This is a genomic window from Actinomadura syzygii (assembly GCF_008085905.1).
Lineage (GTDB): Bacteria > Actinomycetota > Actinomycetes > Streptosporangiales > Streptosporangiaceae > Spirillospora > Spirillospora syzygii.
Window position 1 is genome coordinate 130,887 of sequence record NZ_VSFF01000009.1, and the last position, 21,493, is coordinate 152,379.

Genomic DNA, 21,493 nt, shown 5'->3' on the forward strand with positions numbered 1-21,493 from the left:
CTTCAGCCGCCCATTGCCTCGATGAGGCTGTTCGGCCGCATGTCCGTCCAGTTCTCCTCGATGTGGTCGAGGCAGTCCTGGCGTGGGGCGGCGTCCTTGGCGACCGTCCATCCGGCGGGGACGTCGGCGAACGACGGCCACAGCGAGTACTGGCCCTCGGCGTTGACGAGGACGAGGTACGTGCCGTCGGGGTCCTCGAACGGGTTGGTCATCAGCGTCCCTTTCCGTCGTCGCGGTTGCTGTGGTGGTCGCGGTGCAGTGCGTCGAGGCGGGAGGCGAGGACGGCGCCGAGCACGGCCGCCGGGGCGGGCTCCATGAGCAGGTGGTGGTCGGCGTCGACCGGATGGTCGGAGACCGCGCCGTCGACGAGCGATCCCCAGTTGGACGGCCCGCTGGGCGAGCCGGGGGCGCGTCCCCGCAGCGCGGTGAAGAAGTCGACGTCGCCGCGGAAGCGTCCCGGCCGGTACCGCTCGGCGTGGCGGACGCCGTTCTCGTAGTTGCGGTAGACGTTGACGAGGTCGTCCTCGCCCAGGGTGGCGAGGGCGTCGTCGCGTTCGGCGAGGACCGCCATGATCTTCGGGAGGTCGGGGTGGCCGTCCGGGTCGAGCATGGTCGCGTCGATGCCGATCGACTCCAGCAGCTCAGGGAGGACGTCGCGGCGCTCGGAGCCGAGGTCCTGGCCGTGGTAGGCGTCGATGAGGGCGAGCAGGCCGACGCACTCGCCCGCGTCCTGGAGCCGGACGGCCATCTCGTAGGCGATGAGCCCGCCGAGCGACCATCCCGCGAGGTGGTAGGGCCCGGACGGCCGGACGCTCCGGATCTGCTCCAGGTAGTCGGCGGCCATCTCCTCCACCGACCCCGGCAGCTCGGACCGGGTGAACGCGCGGGCCTGGAGCCCGTAGATCGGCTGGTCCGGGCCTAGGTGGCGCTGGAACTGGAGGTAGCTCCACGCCAGCCCGCCCGCCGGGTGGACGAAGAACAGGGGCGGCCGCGTCCCGGACGTCCGGATCGGGAGCAGCACCTCGAACCCGGGCCGGTCGCCATCAGGCTCCGTCGTCCCGGCCAGCGCCTCGACGGTCTGGCGGGTGAACACGTCCCGGGGGGTGAGGTCGAAGCCCTCCCGCCGCGCGCGGGCGGCGAGCCTCAGCGCGGCGATGCTGTCGCCGCCGATGTCGAAGAACCCGGCGTCGGCGCCGACGCGGTCGAGCCCGAGGACGTCCGCGACGATCGCGCAGAGCCGCTCCTCGTCGGGGGTGCGGGGGGCGCGCCCGGCGGCGCCGCCGTAGTCGGGCGCGGGCAGGGCGCGCCGGTCGAGCTTCCCGTTCGGGCCGACCGGGAACGTGTCGAGCCGGACGAACGCGGCCGGGACCATGTACTCGGGCAGCCGTTCCCTGACGAAGTCGCGAAGGCCGTCCAGCGACGGGGCGATGACGTAGGCGACGAGGGCCTTGCCGCCGGGGGCATCGTCGCGGGCGACGACGGCGACGTTCGCGACGGTTGGACAGGCGGCGACGGCGGCCTCGACCTCGTCCGGCTCGATCCGGAACCCGCGGACCTTGACCTGGGAGTCGGCGCGGTCGACGTAGTCGAGGACGCCGTCCGGGCGCCACCGGACGAGGTCGCCCGTCCGGTACATGCGGGCGCCGGGCGCGCCGAACGGGTCGGCGACGTAGCGCTCCCCGGTCGTGCCGGGGCGGCCCAGGTAGCCGCGCCCGACCCCGGCGCCAGCGAGGTACGCCTCGCCGACCGTGCCCGGCGGGACGGGACGCAGGGCGCCGTCCAGCACGTAGACGCGCATGCCGTCGAGGGGGCGGCCGAGGACGGCGGACGTCTCGTCCGGGTCGGCGAGCCTCGCCCGCTGCGCGGCGACGGTCGTGTACGTGGCGGCCTCGGTGGGGCCGTAGGCGTTGCCGACCTCGGTGTCCGGGCACGCGGCGAGGACCTTGCGGATCGCGGCGGGCGAGCCCGTCTCCCCGCCGGTCAGCACCTCGCGGAGCCGCCCGAAGGCGTGCGGGCGCTCGTCCGCGACGAGGTTGAACAGGGTGGTCGTGAGGAACAGGCCGGTGAGCTCCTCGGCCGCGATGATCTTTTCGAGGGCCGCGCCGTCGAGCGGGCCGGGCGGCGCGACGACGGCGGTGCCGCCGCGCAGGAGAGGCGTCCACAGCTCGTAGAGGGAGGCGTCGAAGGCGTGCGGGGAGTGGACGAGGACCCGGTCGTGCGCGCCGCCCGTGAGCCGCCCGTCGGTGGCGAGGTCGACGGCGTCGCGGTGCCGGAGCATGACGCCCTTCGGCACGCCCGTAGAACCGGACGTGAACAGCACGCAGGCGAGCTGCTCGGGATGACAGGGGACGTCTGGCGCCGTGTTGGGCTGGGCGGCGGTCTCCGGGTCGTCGTCCACCATTAGGACGTGGGTGTTCAGGCCGCCGGGCAGGCGGTCGCGCATCGTCGTGTCGGTGACGAGGACGGGCGCGCCGATCTCCGCGACCGCCCACGCCATTCTTTCGGGCGGGTGGCCGTGATGAATTGGCGCGTAGGCCCCGCCTGACTTAAGAATTGCCAGCGATACCGCCACCGTGTCGGCAGATCTTTCGAGGAGGACGGCGACCGGGGTCTCGCGTCCGACGCCGAGCCCGATGAGGCGGTGCGCGATGCGGTTGGCCCGCGCGTCGAGTTCGGCGTAGGTCGTCGACTCCCCGGCGGCGCGGACGGCGGTGGCGTGCGGGGTCCTCGCGGCCTGCTCGGCGAAGCGCCCCGTGAGGGTACCGGGACGGCGGTGGTCGGCCGGTCCCTGCCAGGCGTCGAGGACGAGGGCGCGCTCGTCGTCGTCCAGGGTGTCGATGCGGCCGAGCGGCAGGTCGGGGTGGTGGGCGATCGCCGCCAGGACGCGGACGAGGCGGCGCGTCAGGCGGTGCGCGTCGTGCTCGGTGCGGAGGTCGGCGCGGTGGTCGGCGCGGTGGTCGGCGCGGTGGTCGGCGCGGTGGTCGGCGCGGTGGTCGGCGCGGTGGTCGATGCGGTGGTCGATGCGGAGGGAGAGGCGCGGGCCGGGGACGGCGGCGAGCGTCAGCGGGTAGTGCGAGGCGTCGTAGCCGTCCACGGCGTGGAGGGTGAGGCCGCCGAGGTCGACGCCCGCCGTCCCTTGGTCGAACGGGTAGTTCTCCAGGACGGTCATGGTGTCGAACAGCGTCCCGCCGCCGATGAGGCGCTGGATGTCGGACAGGCCGAGGTGGTGGTGCGGCAGCAGCGCGGCCTGCTCGCCCTGGAGCCGGGTCAGCGCGGCGGCGACGGTGTCGGCCGGACGGACCCGCACCCGGACCGGCAGCGTGTTGATGAACAGCCCGATCATCTGCTCCACGCCGGGCAGCTCCGGCGGGCGCCCGGACACGGCCGCGCCGAACACCACGTCCGCCGAACCGGTGAGGCCGCCGACCATGACGCCCCAGGCGAGCTGCAACACCGTGTTGAGGGTGACGCCATGGGCGCGGGCGCGCGTGCTGAGCGCGGAGGTGAGTTCTTCCGTGAGGCGGGTCCTGACCCGTCCGGGAGGTTCCTTGCCGGGCTCGGGTGCGGCCGGGGCCACGAGGGTGGGTTCGTGGACGCCGTCGAGAGCGCGACGCCAGGCGTCCTCGGCGGCGGCGCGGTCCTGTTGGGCGAGCCATGCCAGGTAGGTCTTGTACGGGGTGACACGCGGCATCCCGGTGTCGTCGCCCTTGGCCAGGTACAGGGCGAACAGCTCGGTCTGGAGGACGGGCGTGGACCAGCCGTCCAGGAGGATGTGGTGGTTGGTGAAGACCATGCGGTGCAGGTCGTCCGCCAGTTTGAGGAGCAGGAAGCGGAGGAGCGGCGGTTTCGCCATGTCGAACGGGCGGGCGCGTTCGGCGTCCGCCATTTCGCGGGCCTTGGCCTCGCGCTCGTCCGACGGGAGGTCGGAGAGGTCGGCGTCCTGCCATGGCAGCCCGACCCTCCGGTGGACGACCTGGACCGGCGAGCCCTCCTTCCGCTGCCGGAACCCGGCGCGCAGGTTGGCGTGCCGTCGCAGGAGCGTCGCGGCGGCGGCGCGCAGCGCGTCCGCGTCGAGGGGACCGCGCAGGTCGAACACGATCTGCGCGGTGTAGGCGTCGCGGCCCGAGTCGTACAGCGCGTGGAAGAACAGGCCCTGCTGCAACGGGGACAAGGGCAGGATGTCCTCAAGCTGCGACGCGCTCACTCCGGCTCCCATTCGCCGTCGAGCTCGGCGGCGAGCTCGTCGATCTCGTCCTGGCCGACGTCCACGAGGGGCAGGTCGGACGGTGTGAACCCGCCCACCGGGCCGCCGGACGCGCCACCGGCGACGTGCGCGCCAAGGCCGCGGAGGGCGGCGAACCAGCGTCCGGCGAGGTCGTCGACCGCCGCGTCGTCGAACAGGGTGCCCGCCCACGTCCAGGTCGCGGACAGTTCGGGCCCGTCCGGGAGGTCGCGGGTGTGCGCGTTGACCTCGATCACGTGGACGAGCGCGAGCGCGCCGTCCTGGCCGGGGCCGAGTGCGGCGGCGTCGGCCCGGTCGGCGGGCGCCCAGTCGGCGGCCTCGGGCGCGGCGGCGCGGCCGAGGTAGTTGAACGCGATCTGCGGGTGCTGGGCGTCGAGGGACGTCGCATGGGCGAGGTGGCGGAGGACGCCGTGGCCGATGCCGTTGTCCGGGATCTCGCGGAGCTGCTCCTTGACCCGCTTGAGCGCGGTGCCGACGGCCTGCCCGCCGTCGCGGACGTCGGCGGGCTCGACCCGTCCGGCGTCCAGCCGCACCGGGAAGATCGACGTGAACCAGCCCGCCGTGCGGGAGAGGTCGACGCCCGGGACGATCTCCTCCCGGCCGTGCCCTTCGAGGTCGATGAGGACGGCCGTGTCGTCGGTGATCCCGCGGTCACGGCGCCATTCGGCGACGGCGAGGGCCAAGCCGGTGAGGAGCACGTCGTTGACGCGCCCGTGGAACGCGGCCGGGACGTCGGTGAGCAGCGGTTCCGTGACGTCGGCGGGCAGGTCGAGGGTGAGGTGGCGGGCCGTCCCGAACGTGTCGGCGGCTGGGTTCAGGGGGCGTGCGCCGAGGAGCGGGTCGGAGGTGGCGAGGACGTCCTCCCAGAACGGCAGTTCGGCCGTCCGGGCCGGGTCTGAGGCCGCGGCGGCGAGGCGCTGCGCCCACCGCCGGTACGAGGTCGGGACGGGGTCGAGCCCTCCCCCGGCCCACGCCGTGACGAGGTCCGGGACGATGACGCGCCAGGTCACGGCGTCCACGGCGAGGTGGTGGACGGTGAGGAGGAGGCGTCCCGAGCGGTGCGGGCCCGCGTCGAACCAGACGAGCTGCGCCATTGTCCCGGCGGACGGGTCAAGTCGGCGGCGGGCCTGCTCCGCCCCTTCGGCGAGGACGTCGCGGAGTGCCGTGGTGTCGAGCGCTGTCACGTCGACGCGGCGGACGAGTGGGGCGGCGTCGATCGCGCCGGGTTCCAGTACCTCGAATTCGGCGTCGTCGGTGGCGCGGAGGCGGAGCATGTCGTGGTGGTCCAGGACGGTCTGGAACGCCGCCGTCAGCTTCTCCAAGCCGAGGTCGGGCGGGACTTGGAGGAGCATCCGCTGGCTGTAGCCCGACGTCGGGCCGTTCAGGTTCTGGAACCAGCGCATGATGGGCGTGGCCGGGATCCTGCCTATGCCCGCGCCTGGCGGCTCTGGTTCGATCGCGTTCGCTTCGCCGATGGGTTTGGCTGTTGCGGCGAGTTCTTCGACTGTTTGGTGTTGGAAGACGTCGCGTGGGGTGATGACCAAGCCGGATTGGCGGGCGCGGGAGACGAGTTGAATCGCGATGATGGAGTCGCCGCCGAGGTCGAAGAATCCGTCATCGACGCCGACTCCTTCCAGACCGAGAACCTCAGCGAACAGGTTTGCCAGTATTTCTTCTTCGGTGGTGCGAGGCTCGCGGGACGACACTTTCGCGGTCTTGCGGGGGTCGGGTAGGGCGTTTCGGTCGAGCTTGCCGTTGACGGTCAGCGGGAGGGCGTCCAGTTCCACGACGGCTGCCGGGACCATGTAATCGGGGAGGACTTTGGCAGCGCTGCGGCGCAGTTCCGCCGGGTCCATATCGGAACCCGTGACGTAGGCGATCAGGCGCTCGTCGCGGACGATGACGGCGGCGTCCCGGACGGATTCGTGCTTGGTCAGGGCGGCTTGGACTTCGCCCAGTTCGATCCGGAAGCCGCGCAACTGGACCTGCTGGTCAGCCCGTCCGAGGTATTCGAGCGTGCCGTCGTTCAGCCAACGTCCCAGGTCGCCGGTCCGGTACATGCGGGTGCCGGGCGCGCCGAACGGATCGGCGACGAACCGCTCAGCCGACAAGGCCGGACGGTTCAAATACCCGCGCGCCAACCCCGCACGCGCCACGAACAGCTCACCGACCACACCGGGCGGAACGGGCTGAAGCCGTGAATCCACAACATAAACCCGCAGGTCGGGAATGCCGACACCGATGACACTTCCGGCCGCAGTTGCCGCATAAGCGCGATCCAGCATCTGATAGGAGACGTGCACGGTGGTTTCGGTGATGCCGTACATGTTGACAAGCGTCGGCGCGTTCTCGGGATGCCGCGAATACCAATCCTCAAGCCGCCCAAGGTCGAGCGCTTCGCCACCAAAGATGATGTACCGCAGTGCCAGCTCTGCTTCGGGACTGTCCTTGTCCGCAGCCATCAATTGGTAGAACGCCGAGGGCGTCTGGTTCAGGACTGTGACCCGCTCGGCCGCCAAGAGTTGAAGGAAGTCGGTGGGCGACCGGGACGTCAGATAGGGCACGACGACGAGGCGACCGCCATACAGCAGCGATCCCCACAACTCCCAGACGGTGAAGTCGAAGGCATAGGAGTGGAACAGCGTCCAGACATCGTCCGGGCCGAAACCGAACCAGCCTTCGGTCGAGCGCAGCAACCGCACCACGTTCTGATGCGGCACCACCACACCCTTCGGCCGCCCCGTCGACCCGGACGTGTAGATCACATACGCCGGATTATCCGGAGAGACCGCCACACCCAGATTGGAATCGTCGTAGCCGCAGGCGTCCAGATCATCCGGGCCCAACGTCAAGACGGGCTTGGCGTCCTCCACCATGTACGCCACCCGATCCACCGGATAGTCCGGATCGACCGGCACATACGCCGCGCCCGCCTTCAACACCGCCAGCACCGCCACCACCAGATCAACCGAACGCGGCAACGCCAACGCCACAAACCGCTCCGGACCAACCCCCTCAGCCACCAACCGCCGCGCCAACCGATTCGCCCTAGCGTTCACCTCCGCATACGTCCACGACACACCCTCAAACGTCACCGCCAACGCACCAGGACGCGCCGCCACCTGCGCCTCGAACAACGCCGGAATCGTCGCCCGCCCCACCGGAGCCGCACGCCCTCCAGCCCATTGGCGCAGGATGGTGCGGCGTTCTCGACGGTCGAGGATGTCGACAGCGCCGATGGGCGCATCCGGATCAGTGACGAGTTCGCGGACGAGATGCTCGAACCGCTTCGCGATCGATTCCGCCGTGCCGGGATCGAACAGGTCGAGGGCGTATTCGAGCCCCGCCTGTATCCCGTCCGGCGTTCCGTCGCCGCCGTGCCGTTCTTCTAGATAAAGAGAAAGGTCGTATTTCGCGACCCCGGATCCAAGTGGCTCGGCACCACCGCTGAGCCCGGCAAGTTCCAGCCGCGCCTCTGGATTGTTCTGGAACGAAAGGACGACCTGGAACAGCGGATGCCGTGCCATGGATCGGGCCGGGTTGAGAACGTCGACAAGCCGCTCGAACGGAACATCCTGATGCGCATAGACAGCGAGGTCGGTCTCCTTCACCCGCCCCACCAGTTCCCGGAACGACGGGTCCCCGGACGTGTCCGTGCGCAGGACGAGCATGTTCACGAACATGCCGACCAGATCGTCGAGCGCCTCGTCCGTCCGACCGGCGATCGGGGAACCGATCGGCACGTCCGTCCCGGCACCCAAGCGCGACAACAGCGCGGCGAACGCGGCCTGCATGACCATGAAGAGGGTCGCGCCGCTCTGCCGGGCGACGGCGAGCAGTCCGGCGTGCAGGTCGGCGTCCAACTCGAAGACCTGGGTGCGCCCCCGGTAGGACGCCTCGACAGGACGCGGCCGGTCCGCCGGAAGCCGAAGCTCCTCCGGCAACCCCTCCAACGCGTCCCGCCAATACGCGATCTGCCGCGAGATCACACTCCCCGGATCGCCCTCCGAACCCAGCAACTCCCGCTGCCAAAGCGTGTAATCGGCGTACTGCACAGGCAGCTCCGCCCACCCCGGCTCCCGCCCCTCGGAACGCGCCGCATAGGCGGCGATCACGTCGCGGGCGAGCGGCGCCATCGACCAGCCGTCCGCCGCGATGTGGTGCAGGACGAGCATCAGCACGTGAACGCCGCCGCCGAGCGCGAACAGCCGCGCCCGGACCGGCGGTTCGACGGACAGGTCGAAGCCCTCCCCCGCCATCGCGGCCAGCGCCATCGGCAGCTCCGCCTCGCCGATCTCGGCGACGTCGAGGCGGGGACGCGCGTCGCCCGGTCCGAGGACGAGCTGCCGCGGGTTCCCCGACGCGTCCGGGAAGATCGTGCGGAGCGACTCGTGCCGGGCGGCGACGTCGCCGAGGGCGTCGCGCAGCGCGTCCAGGTCGAGCGCGCCGGTGAGCCGCAGCGCGACCGGCATGTTGAACGTCGGCGCCGCGCGCTCGAACCGGTTGAGGAACCACAGCCGCCGCTGCGCGTACGACGGCGGGACCACGGCGGGACGTCGCTCGGCGCGGACGAGCGGCGGCCGCACGTCCCCGGACGCGTCCGCGAGCCGTGCGGCGAGTCCCGCGACGGTCGGTGCCTCGAACAGCGTGCGGACGGTCATCTCGACGCCCAGCGCGGACCGGACGCGGGCGGCGAGGCGGGTGGCGGTGAGCGAGTCGCCGCCGAGTGCGAAGAACCCGTCGTCGACGCCGACCCGCGGCACGCCCAGCACCTCCGCGAACAGCCCGCAGAGGATCTCCTCCCGGGGCGACCGCGCCGACCGCGAAGCCTCCGATGCGGTGCCGCCGGGGGTGGGCAGCGCGGCCCGGTCGAGCTTGCCGTTGACGGTGAGCGGCAGCGCGTCCAGGACGGTGACCGCCGGGACCATGTGGCCGGGCAGCCGCTCGGCCGCGAACCGCCGGACCGCCGCCGCGTCGAGTCCGGGGCCGCCGACGACGTAGGCGGCGAGGCGCCGGTCGCCGGGACGGTCCTCGCGGACGACCACGGCGGCCCGCGCGACGTCCGGGCATCCGGCGAGCACGTGCTCGATCTCGCCGGGTTCGACCCGGAAGCCGCGGATCTTGACCTGGTCGTCGGCGCGGCCGAGGTGCTCGATCGTCCCGTCCGGGAGCCGTCGGGCGAGGTCGCCGGTGCGGTACATGCGGTCGCCGGGCGCGCCGGACGGGTCGGCGACGAACCGCTCGGCGGTGAGCCCCGGCCGGTCGTGGTAGCCGCGGGCGAGCTGTGCGCCCGCGAGGTACAGCTCGCCGGGGACGCCGACCGGGACGGGCTGGAGCGCGGCGTCCAGCACGTGGGCGCGGACGTTCCGGTACGGCCCGCCGACGGACGGCCGATCGCGGTGCGCGACCACCTGGTTCATGGTGTCGATCGTGGATTCGGTGGGGCCGTAGAAATTGCGTGCGGTGACACCGGGAAAGGCGCGGAGCTTGTCCCACAGTGCGTCGGGAATCGCCTCGCCGCCGAGGAGCAGTTGTGCCGGGTGGTGCCGTCCGTCGTCGTCCAGGAGACCGGCTTCGAGAAGGGACGCGAAATGCGACGGCGTGGTGTTGACCAGGTCGATCCGGGCCCGCGCGACGTACGCGGTGTACGCGGCGGCGTCGCGGCGGGTCTCGTCGTCGATGAGGTGCAGCTCGTGGCCGTACATCATCCAGAGCAGGCCCATCCAGGACGTGTCGAACGAGAACGACGCGAGGTGCGCGAAGCGCAGGCGGCGTCCACCGGCGGCTTCGATCACGGGATCGAAGAACCGTTCTCGGTGCGCCTCGAAATAGTTCAGGACGCCGCCGTGCGGAATGGTCACGCCCTTCGGTCGCCCGGTGGAACCGGACGTGTAAATGACGTAGGCGGCATTCCCCGAATGGGGCGGGCGGGACGGGGGAACCCGGTCGGCGCCGGACGGGCCGTGTGCGTACCCTCCGACGCCGGCCGGGAAGCCGCCCTCCGTGATGGTCAGTGCGGGCCGGCAGTCGTCCAGCATGAATTGGACGCGCTCGGCCGGATGCTCCGGGTCGATCGGCACGTACGCGGCGCCCGCCTTCAGCACGCCGAGGATCGCGACGACGATCTCCGGCGTGCGCGGCAGGACGAGCGCTACACGGTCCTCCGGGCCGATCCCCCGCGCGGTCAACTCGCGCGCGAGCCGGTCGGCACGTTCGTCCAGATCGGCGTAGGTGAGGCGGGCGTCGCCGCAGACGAGCGCGACGTCGTCCGGGGTGCGGGCGGCCTGCGCCTCGAACAGCTCGGGAATGGTGCCGGACGGTTCGCCCCTGCCGGTGTCGTTCCAGGCGGCGAGGGCGGTCCGTTCGGCGTCGCTAGCGAGGTCGACGGCGCCGATCAGGCTTTCGGAGTCGTCGGCGAACGCCTCCAGGAAACGGCGGAGACGCCCGAGCAGGGCCTCCACGACAGGACGCTCATACAAGTCCGGCCGGTAATGCAGACGCAGCGACAACCTCTCCCCAGGCACGGCCACGAAGGACAAAGGGAAGTGGGTCGCGTCGTAAGAGTCGGCCGCGGCGATGCGGACACCGTTAAGGGAGCCGTCCATTGACGACGGGTCGAACGGGTAGTTCTCCAGAACGGTCATCGTGTCGAACAGCCCGCCGCCATGGCCCGCCACTCGCTGGATGTCGGTGAGGCCCAGATGGTGGTGGGCGAGGAGTTCGGTCTGCTCGTCCTGGAGCCGTTCCATCAGCGCGGCGAGCGGCTCGTCCAGCCGGTACCGGACGCGGACCGGCAGCGTGTTGATGAACAGCCCGATCATCTCTTCGATGCCGGGCAGCTCCGGCGGGCGTCCGGACACGGTCGCGCCGAACACGACGTCGTCCGAGCCGAGCAGCCGTCCGACGACCAGGCCCCACGCGCCTTGCAGGACGGTGCTCAGCGTGACGCCGTGGCGGCGTGCCGCGCGTGTGACGCGCCGGGTAGCGCGTTCGTCCAGCTCGGCGGCGGTGCGTTCCGGTGGGCACGGGGGACGTCCGGCCGCCTGCGGGGCGACGAGGCTCGGCCCGTCCAGGTCGTGGAGGGCGCGGTGCCAGGCGTCCTCGGCGGCGCCGCGGTCCTGCTTTGCGAGCCAGGCCAGGTAGGTCTTGTACGGGGTGACGCGCGGCATCCCCGTGTCGTGGCCGCCCTGCACGTACAGCAGGAACAGTTCGGTCGCGAGGAGCGGCGTGGACCAGCCGTCCAGCAGGATGTGGTGGTTCGTGAAGATCAGCCGGTGGCGGCCGGGGGCCGTCCGGACGAGCACGAACCGCAGCAGCGGCGGAGAGGTGAGGTCGAACCCGCGCGCCCGCTCCCGCTCGACGATCGCGTCCGCGTCCGCCTCGTCCGCGTCGATCTCCTCCCACGGCAGTTCGACCGTGCGCGGGACGACCTGCACGGGACGCGACAGGTCCTCGTGCCAGAACGCGGCACGCAGGTTGGCGTGGCGGCGCAGCAGCGTCTCAGCGGCGGCGCGCAGCGCGGCGGCGTCCAGCGGCCCGTCCAGGTCGAGGACGAGCTGCGCCGTGTACACGTCGGAGTCCCCGGCGTCGACGACCGCGTGGAAGAAGAACCCCTGCTGGAGCGGGGACAGCGGGAGGATGTCGTCGATGTCCCCCCGATTCACCGCCGCCTCCAGGCGTCCTGCAACCCGTCGATCTCGCTCTGGTCCAGGTCGACGAGCAGGTCGGACGGGGTGAACCCGGCGTCCGTCCCGGCGGCGCCCGTCGCGGCGAGTCCGCGCAGCGCCGTGAACCAGCCCTCGGCCAGCTCCCGGACGTCGTCCGGGTCGAGGACGTCGCCCGGCCATGTCCAGGTCGCGGAGAGGACGGGCCCGTGCGGCAGGTCGCGGGTCACCGCGTTGATCTCCAGGACGTGTGCCATCGGCATCCGCGGGTCCTCGCCCGCGGGGAGTTCCTCGGGGGCGACCGTCCAGTCGCCGCCTTCTCCGCCCGGGTCGATCCGGCCGAGGTAGTTGAACGCGATCTGCGGTGGTGACGGCTCGGCCAGTTCGGCGGCCGCCGCGCCGTCGCCGCCGCAGCGGAGCAGGCCGTAGCCGATGCCGGTGCCGGGCACCGCTCTGAGCTGCTCCTTCACCTTCTTGATGGCCGCGCCTCCGGTCGCGTTGCCCGCGTCCAGCCGGACGGGGTGGATCGAGGTGAACCAGCCGACCGTCCGGGAGGTGTCGGCGCCCGCGACCCCTGCGTCCCGGCCGTGGCCCTCCAGGTCGATCAGGACGCCGGTGCCGCGTCCGCCGCGCCTGCGCCGCCACGCCGCGACCGCGAGCGCCAGGCCGGTGAGGAGGACGTCGTTGAAGCGCCCGTGGAACGCGGCAGGAACGTCGGCGAGCAGCGGTTTCGTGACGTCGGCCGGGAGTTCGAGGGTGACGGAGCGGGCGCGGGCCGCGATGTCCATGCGCGGGTCGAGCGGGCGGCTTCCGAGGTCGGGGGCGGGGCCTTCGACGATGTCGAGCCATTCGTCCAGCTCGGTGTCGTCCATGGCGGTGGCGGTGAGTTTCTGTGCCCAGCGCCGGAACGACGTCGGGACGGGGTCGAGGTCTCCCCCGGCCCAGGCCGTCACCAGGTCGGGCAGGAGGATCCGCCACGAGACGCCGTCCACGACGAGGTGGTGCAGGACGACGAGGACGCGCCCCTGCTCGCGGCCCGCGTCGAACCAGACGAGCTGCGCCGTCGTCCCGGCGGACGGGTCGAGCCGGTCGCGGGCGTTCGCGGCCTGCTCGGCGATCACAGCGCGGAGCTTGTCGGTGTCGAGCCCGGCGACGTCCACCCTGGTGACCAGGGCGGCGGCGTCGCACGACCCGCGCGGCCGGACGACGGGACGCCAGTCGTTCGCATCCACGTCCAGGCGGAGGCGGAGCATGTCGTGGTGGTCCAGGACGGTCTGGAGCGCCGCCGTCAGTTTCTCCAAGCCGAGGTCGGGCGGGGTGCGGAGAAGCATCGCCTGGTGGAAGCCGCGGATCAGCGAGGCGTCGCCGCCCGTCCGGTCGCGCAGCCACGCGACGATCGGCGTCACCGGCACGGGCCCGATCCCCGTGCCCGGCGATTCCGTTTCGATCGTGTTCGCTTCGCCGATGGGTTTGGCTGTTGCGGCGAGTTCTTCGACTGTTTGGTGTTGGAAGACGTCGCGTGGGGTGATGACCAAGCCCGATTGGCGGGCGCGGGAGACGAGTTGGATCGCGATGATGGAGTCGCCACCGAGGTCGAAGAATCCGTCGTCGACGCCGACTCGTTCCAGACCGAGAACCTCAGCGAACAGGTTTGCCAGTATTTCTTCTTCGGTGGTGCGAGGCTCGCGGGACGACACTTTCGCGGTCTTGCGGGGGTCGGGTAGGGCGTTGCGGTCGAGCTTGCCGTTGACGGTCAGCGGGAGGGCGTCCAGTTCCACGACGGCTGCCGGGACCATGTAATCGGGGAGGACATTGGCAGCGCTGCGGCGCAGTTCCGCCGGGTCGATCTCGGAACCCGTGACGTAGGCGATCAGGCGCTCGTCGCGGACGATGACGGCGGCGTCCTGGACGGTGTCGTTCCTGGCCAAGGCCGCTTCGACCTCACCCAACTCGATCCGGAACCCGCGCAACTGGACCTGCTGGTCAGCGCGTCCGAGGTATTCGAGCGTGTCGTCGTTCAGCCAGCGCCCAAGGTCCCCGGTCCGGTACATGCGCGTTCCAGGCGCGCCGAACGGATCGGCGACGAACCGCTCAGCCGACAAGGCCGGACGGTTCAAATACCCGCGCGCCAACCCCGCACCCGCCACGAACAACTCACCCACCACACCTGGCGGGACAGGCTGCAAACGCGAATCCAACACGTACACGCGCAGATCCGGAATTCCGGCACCGATGACGCTGCCAGATGCACTCGCGGCATACGCGCGATCCAGCGCCAGATGGGAGACGTGCACCGTGGTTTCAGTGATGCCGTACATGTTGACAAGCGTCGGCGCGTTCTCAGGATGCCGCGAATACCAATCCTCAAGCCGCCCAAGGTCGAGCGCCTCGCCACCGAACACGACATACCGCAGCGCCAGATCAGACCCCGGATTGTCCTTGTCCGCGGCCATCAATTGATAGAAGGCCGATGGCGTCTGGTTCAGGACCGTGACCCGTTCCGCCTCCAGCAGCCGGAGGAATTCGGCAGGCGACCGAGACGTCAAGTAAGGCACGACGACGAGGCGACCGCCATAAAGCAGCGATCCCCACAACTCCCAGACGGAGAAGTCGAAGGCATAGGAGTGGAACAGCGTCCAGACATCATCCGGGCCGAAACCGAACCAGCCTTCCGTCGAGCGCAGCAACCGCACCACGTTCTGATGCGGCACCACCACACCCTTCGGCCGCCCCGTCGACCCAGACGTGTAGATCACATACGCCGGATTATCGGGCGACACCTCAACACCCAGATTGGAATCGTCGTAGCCGCAGGCATCCAGATCATCCGGGCCCACCGTCAAGACGGGCTTGGCGTCCTCCACCATTTGCGCCACCCGGTCCACCGGATAATCCGGATCGACCGGCACATACGCCGCGCCCGCCTTCAACACCGCCAGCACCGCCACCACAAGATCAACCGAACGCGGCAACGCCAACGCCACAAACCGCTCCGGACCAACCCCCTCAAACACCAACCGCCGCGCCAACCGATTCGCCCTAGCGTTCACCTCCGCATACGTCCACGACACACCCTCAAACGTCACCGCCAACGCACCCGGACACGCCGCCACCTGCGCCTCGAACAACGCTGGAATCGTCGCCCGCCCCACCGGAGCCGCACGCCCTCCAGCCCATTCTTCGAGAACCTTCGAGCGCTCGTCGAGAGAAAGAATCTCAGTGCTGCCGATGGGTGCGTCCGGGGCGGCGAGGAGTGCAGCGAGGAATCGCTCAAAGCGTCCGACCAACTGCCGGGCCGTGGACGAGTCGTAAAGGTCGAGCGCGTATTCCAGTTCGCCGTCGAGCCCGTCCTCCCGCTCGGTGAGGACCATCAGCAGATCGAAACGCGAAACCCCGACGCTCAGCGGCTCCAATTCCGCACTGAACCCAGGCATGTCCAGTCGCGCTTCCGGATTGTTCTGGAACGTCAGGCCGACCTGGAAGAGCGGATGCCGTCCCAGATGACGCGGCGGATTCAGAACCTCCACGAGCCTCTCGAACGGAACATCCTGGTGGGCATAAGCAGCGAGGTCGGTCTCCTTCACCCGCCCCACCAGTTCCCGGAACGACGGGTCCCCGGAAGTGTCCGTGCGGAAGACGAGCATGTTCACGAACATGCCGACCAGATCGTCGAGCGCCTCGTCCGTCCGACCGGCGATCGGGGAACCAATGGGCACATCCGTCCCGGCACCCAAACGGGAAAGCAAGGCGGCGAACGCGGCCTGAGCGACCATGAACGGGCTCGCCCCTGTAGCGCGCGCGAGGTCGTTCAGGGCCGTGCGGGTGTCCGGGCCGAGCTGGAACCGCGCGGTCCCGCCCCGGTAGGACGCCTGCGCCGGACGCGGCCGGTCCGCCGGAAGCCGAAGCTCCTCCGGCACCCCGTCCAAAGCGCCCCGCCAATACGCGATCTGCCGCGAGATCACACTCTCCGGATCACCCTCCGACCCCAGCAACTCCCGCTGCCAAAGCGTGTAATCGGCGTACTGCACAGGCAGCTGCGCCCACCCAGGAGCCCGCCCCACAGCACGCGCCGTGTAGGCGGTGATGAAGTCGCGGGCGAGCGGCGCCATCGACCAGCCGTCGCCGCCGACGTGGTGCATGAGCAGCAGCGCGACGTGCTCGTCCGGCGCGATGCGGAACAGGTGGGCGCGCAGCGGCGGCTCAACGGAGATGTCGAACGCGTACCCGGCGGCCGTGGCGAGCCGCGCCGGAAGCTCCGCCTCCGTCGTCTCCGTGACCTCCAGTTCCGGACGGGCGGCGGCCGGGTCCAGCACGACCTGCTTCGGGACTCCCCCGTCGTCCGGCAGGATCGTGCGGAGCGACTCGTGCCGGGCGACGACGTCCCCGACGGCGGCTCGCACGGCGGCGACGTCCAGCGCGCCTCGGATGCGCAGCGCCGCGGGCATGTTGTACGTGGCGGACGGCCCCTCGAACCGGTTGAGGAACCACAGCCGCTGCTGCGCATGCGACGGCGGGACCGCGCCGGGCCGCTCCCGCCGCGCCAGCGCGGGACGCCCCGGCCGCGCGCCGCCGACCAGCGCGGCGAGGCCCGCCACGGTCGGCGCCTCGAACAGCGCGCGGACGGGCAGTTCCGCGTCCAGCACCCGCCGGACGCGGCTGACCACCCGCATCGCGATCAGCGAGTTGCCGCCGAGGGCGAAGAAGTCGTCGTCGGCGCCGACCCGGTCCGCGCCGAGCAGGTCGGCGAAGACGGCGGCGACGGCCTCCTCCGCCGCCCCGGACGGCGCCCGGTACGCGGCGGCCGGGACGGCCGCCAGGTCCGGCTTCGGCAGGGCGTTGACGTCGACCTTCCCGTTCGGGGTGAGCGGCAGCGCGTCCAGGACGACGACGGCGGCGGGCACCATCGCCTCGGGCAGGCTGTCCCGGACGTGGGCGCGCAACTCCTCCGGATCAAGGGTCTCGCCGGGCGCGGCGACGACGTACGCGATGAGCCGCTTCTCCGCCGGCCCGTCCACGACCTCGGGCAGGCCGGGCAGGTCGAGTCCCTCGACACTGACGGACCCGCCGGACGCGACGACCGCCTCAAGCGTCCCCCGGTACCACCCGGCGAGCCGCTCGGCGGTCTCCCGGTCGAACAGGTCGAGGGCGTATTCGAGCGTCCCCGGGAACCCGCCGTCGCGGGCGTCCTCCAGCAGGAATTCCAGGTCGAACTTGGCGACGCCCGCGTCCACCGGCTCGACGGCGACGTCCAGCCCCGGCAGCTCGACGGACGCCTCCGGGTTGTTCTGCAAAGTCAGCATGACCTGGAACAGCGGGTGCCGCGCGAGGGACCGCGCCGGGTTGAGCGCCTCCACGACCCGCTCGAACGGCACGTCCTGGTGCGCGTAGGCGGCGAGGTCGGCCTCCCGGACGCGGGCGAGCAGCTCGGCGAACGCCGGGTCGCCGGACGTGTCCGTGCGCAGCACCAGCGTGTTGACGAACACGCCGACGAGGTCGTCGAGCGCCGCGTCCGTGCGGCCCGCGACGGGCGACCCGATCGGCACGTCCGTGCCGCCGCCGAGCCTGGTCAGCAGCGCGGCCAGCGCGGCCTGGAGCACCATGAACACGCTGACCTGGTGGTCGCGGGCCAGGGCCCGCAGCCCGGCCGCGACCCCGGCCGGGACGTCGAACGCGACCTGGCCGCCCCGGTAGGACGCGCGGTCCGGGCGCGGCCGGTCGGACGGCAGCCGGATCTCGTCGGGCAGCCCGGCGAGGGCGTCCGTCCAGTGGGCGAGCTGGCGGGCGGTGAGGCTGCCGTGGTCGTCCTCGGAGCCGAGCAGTTCCCGCTGCCAGAGCGCGTAGTCGGCGTACTGGACGGGCAGCGGCGCCCACTCCGGCTCCCGCCCGTCGCGGCGCGCGAGGTAGGCGCTGATGACGTCGCGGGCGAGCGGCGCCATCGACCAGCCGTCCCCGGCGATGTGGTGCAGGACGATCAGCAGCAGGTGCTCGTCCGGCCCGAGCCGGTAGAGGTGCGCGCGGACGGGCAGTTCGCGCGCCAGGTCGAAGCCGCGCGTCGCGTCGGCGAACAGCGCGCCCCGCACGTCGTCGGTCTCGCCGACGGTGAGGACCGGGTCGGCCTCGTCCGGCGGGAGGACGACCTGGCGCGCCTCCCCGTCGGCGTCGGCGAACAGCGTCCGCAGCGACTCGTGCCGGACGACGACGTCCCGCAAGGCGGAACGCATCGCGTCCAGGTCGAGCGCGCCGGTGAGGCGAAGCGGGATGGGCATGTTGTAGGTCGCGGTGGGCCCTTCGAGCCGGTTCAGGAACCAGAGCCGCTCCTGCGCCGACGACACCGGCAGCGGCGACGGCCGCTTCCCCGCCCGCAGCGCGGGACGCGCGGCGCCGCCCGCCGACGCGGCGAACCCGGCGAGCCCCGCGACGGTCGGCGTCTCGAACAGCGCGCGGACGGGCAGCTCCACGCCCAGCGCGGCGCGGGCGCGGGCGGCGACGCGGGTCGCCTTGAGGGAGTCGCCGCCGAGGTCGAAGAAGCCGTCGTCGACGCCGACCCGGTCCAGGCCGAGGACGTCCGCGACGATCCCGCAGAGGATCTCCTCGCGGGCGTCGCGCGGGGCGCGGGCGGCGGGCGGCGCGGTGAACTCCGGCTCGGGCAGCGCGTCCCGGTCGAGCTTTCCGTTGGGGGTGAGCGGCATCGCGTCCAGCACGACGATCGCGGACGGCACCATGTGGGCGGGCAGCGTCCGCGCCGCGAACGCGCGCAACGCGGCCGGGTCGGCGGAAGCGGAGGCGGACCCGACGACGTACCCGGCGAGGACGGTGTCCCCGGCGGCGTCGCGGCGGGCGACGACGACGCTCTGCGCCACGTCCGGGTGCTCGGCCAGGGCCGCCTCGATCTCGCCTAGCTCGATCCGGAAGCCGCGCACCTTGACCTGGTGGTCGAGGCGGCCGAGGTACTCGATGTGCCCGTCCTGGTTCCAGCGGACGAGGTCGCCCGTCCGGTACATGCGCTCACCCGGACCGCCGTACGGGCAGGCCGCGAACCGTTCGGCGGTCAGCGACGGGCGGTTCAGGTAGCCGCGCGCGAGGCCGTCCCCCGCGAGGTACAACTCGCCGGGCACGCCGACAGGGACGGGCTTGAGCGCGCCGTCGAGCACGTAGGCGCGCGTGTTGGCCATCGGGCGGCCGATCGGCGCGTGCCCTTCGGCGTTGCCGTCGTCGTACCAGCCGGTGACGAAGACCGTCGCCTCGGTGGGGCCGTAGATGTTGGAGATCCGCGCGTCCGGGAGCAGCGCGCGGACGTCCCGGACGAGCTGCGGCGGCAGCGCCTCCCCGCCGAGCGCCACGTCCCCGACGTCGAGGCGCGGCCCGCCCCGCGCGAGCAGCGCCGACACGGCGGACGGGACGCCGCTGACCAGCGTCCCGGACCAGCCGCCCCGTTCGGCGACCTCCAGCAGGTCGCGGACGATCTCGATCTCGCCGCCCGCCGTCAGCGGCGCCAGCCATTCGAACAGCGACACGTCGAAGTTCAGCGACGTGGAGAACAGCACGCGGGCGAGCCGCGCGGGCCCGTAGTCCGCCATCGACTGGGCGCAGAAGTCGACGACGTTCGCGTGCGAGACCACGACGCCCTTGGGCCGTCCCGTCGACCCGGACGTGTAGATCACGTACGCCGGGTTGCCGGGACGCAGCGGCCGGACGCGCTCCGCGTCGGTGACGTCCGCGCCGCTCAACCCGTCCAGCGACGACCCGTCGAGTTCGACGCGGGGCGTCTCGCCGGGCAGGACGGCGGCCCGAGTGGTGATGACGCAGGCTGGAGCCGCGTCCTCCAGCATGTAGGCGACGCGGTCGGACGGATACGCCAGGTCGAGCGGCAGGTATCCCGCGCCCGCCTTCAGCACGGCCAGCGCGGCGACGACCAACCCGGCGTCGCGCGGCAGGGCGAGCGCGACGAAGTCCTCCGCGCCGACGCCGAGCCCGACGAGGTGGCGCGCGAGCCGGTTGGCCCGCTCGTTCAACTCCCGGTAGGTGAGCGTCGAACCGTCGTGCGTGACGGCGGGCGCGTCCGGAGTGCGCGCGACCTGGGCCTCGACCAGTTCAGGAACGACGGCGGCCGGGTCGACCGGCGACGCCGTGTCGTTCCACCTCTCCAAGACGAGGGCGCGTTCGGCGTCGTCCAGCAACTCCACGTCGCGGAGCGGCGTGGACGGGTCGGCGTCCCCGAGCGCCCGCAGGAAGCGGACGTACCGGTCGAGATGCGCGCCCACCCGGCCTTCGGTGTAGAGGTCGGGGTGCGCGTCGAAGTCGACCCGCATCCCGGCGCCGTCGAAGTTGTCGTAGATGTTGATCGACAGGTCGTCGATGGGACCGGTCGTGAGGGGGTGCATCCGCGCGGGCAGGCCCGCGAAGTCGAGCCGGTAGTCGAACGCCATGATGTTGATGACCGGCCCGTACAGGCGGCGCGGCTCGCCGAGCAGGCGCAGGTCGCGCACCAGGTCGTCGCGCCGGTAGCGCTGGTGGCGCAGCGCCCGCGCGCTCGCCCGGGTCGCGGCGCGGACGAGGTCGTGCACCGTCATGTCCGGGCTGATCTGGACGCGCAGCGGCAGGACCGTCGCGAGCATCGCCGGGGTGCCGAGCGCGACCTGCGTCGTCCGGCCGGAGACGGCGAGGCCGAGGATCACGTCGCCGTTCCCGGTCATCCGCGCGACGTAGGCGGCGGTCGCGGCGATCGCGAGGCCCGGCGTGGCGGTGCGCAGGCGGCGGGCGCCGGTCGCGAGCGCGGCGGCCTCCCCGGGCGGGACGACCGTGCCGAGGCTCAGGTAGTCGGCGGTCGGCTCCGCCATCCCGTCGGAAAGGGACACGGCGAGGGGGCGGTCGGCGAACCGCTCCGTCCAGTAGGCGCGGTCGCGCTCGAACCGCTCCGACGCGCGGTACGCCTCCTCGTCGGCGAGGACCGCGCGGTAGTCGCCCAGCTCAGTGGGCTCGTACTCGCCGCCGCCCGCCAGCAGGGTGTAGACCTCGGCGGCGCGGCGGCTGATCAGCGAGCCGCTGTAGGCGTCCTGGATCACGTGGTGCGCGCGGATGAACCAGCGGTGCAGGACGGGCGACAGCCGCAGCAGGGCCGTGACGTACAGCGGGTCGGCGTCCAGGGGCAGCGGCGCCGCCGTCCGCTCCCGCATCCACGCGCGGGACGCGGCGTCCGGGTCGGCCGCGCCGGACAGGTCGACCAGCGGGATCGTCGCGGTCGCGGCCGGGTCGAGGAGCTGGCCGGGGACGCCGTCCCGCTCGGCCAGCCGGGCGTTCATGCCGAGCGCCTCGTGCGCGGCGATCCGCGCCACCCGGTCGAGCAGCCCGTGGTCGACCGGGCCCTCGATCTCGATGAACTGCGCCATGTGGATCGGCGTTTCCGGGGCGAGCTGCTGCGCGTACCAGACGCTCCGCTGCGCGGCCGAAAGAGGAACGAACTCGGTGGACATCAAACGGCACTTTCCCGGTCGAAGATGGTCTCCTGCACGCCCGGCCACGACGTCCGAAAAACGGACCGCCACAGCGAATCGGGCCGTTCCCCGTCCCCTTTCGCCCTCAGTTCCGA

4 protein-coding genes are annotated in these 21,493 nt (G+C 71.9%); all 4 read right to left on the minus strand.

Annotation, left to right across the window (positions count from 1 at the left end; genetic code table 11):
* Positions 1–2: 2 nt before the first annotated feature.
* The 4 genes from FXF65_RS23520 to FXF65_RS23535 are packed head-to-tail and all read right to left on the minus strand — an operon-like array spanning position 3 to position 21,377.
* Positions 3–212, minus strand: coding sequence for an MbtH family protein (locus FXF65_RS23520; protein WP_148352185.1), 210 nt, complete (start codon positions 210–212; stop codon positions 3–5).
* Complete coding sequence (locus tag FXF65_RS23525) at positions 212–4,216, minus strand: amino acid adenylation domain-containing protein (RefSeq protein ID WP_148352186.1); 4,005 nt, start codon at positions 4,214–4,216, stop codon at positions 212–214. The genes FXF65_RS23520 and FXF65_RS23525 overlap by 1 nt, the downstream gene beginning before the upstream one ends.
* Entirely contained in the window at positions 4,201–11,907 is a 7,707-nt protein-coding gene (locus FXF65_RS23530; protein WP_148352187.1) for a non-ribosomal peptide synthetase, read from the minus strand. The genes FXF65_RS23525 and FXF65_RS23530 overlap by 16 nt, the downstream gene beginning before the upstream one ends.
* Positions 11,904–21,377, minus strand: a complete 9,474-nt coding sequence (locus FXF65_RS23535) for a non-ribosomal peptide synthetase (RefSeq protein WP_148352188.1) — start codon at positions 21,375–21,377, stop codon at positions 11,904–11,906. Before FXF65_RS23535 ends, FXF65_RS23530 begins: the two co-directional genes overlap by 4 nt.
* Positions 21,378–21,493 lie beyond the last annotated feature (116 nt).

Coding starts and splice junctions, on each gene's coding strand:
- FXF65_RS23535 (WP_148352188.1), bottom strand. CDS start 21,377: ATGTCCACCGAGTTCGTTCCTCTTTCGGCCGCGCAGCGGAGCGTCTGG.
- FXF65_RS23520 (WP_148352185.1), bottom strand. CDS start 212: ATGACCAACCCGTTCGAGGACCCCGACGGCACGTACCTCGTCCTCGTC.
- FXF65_RS23525 (WP_148352186.1), bottom strand. CDS start 4,216: ATGGGAGCCGGAGTGAGCGCGTCGCAGCTTGAGGACATCCTGCCCTTG.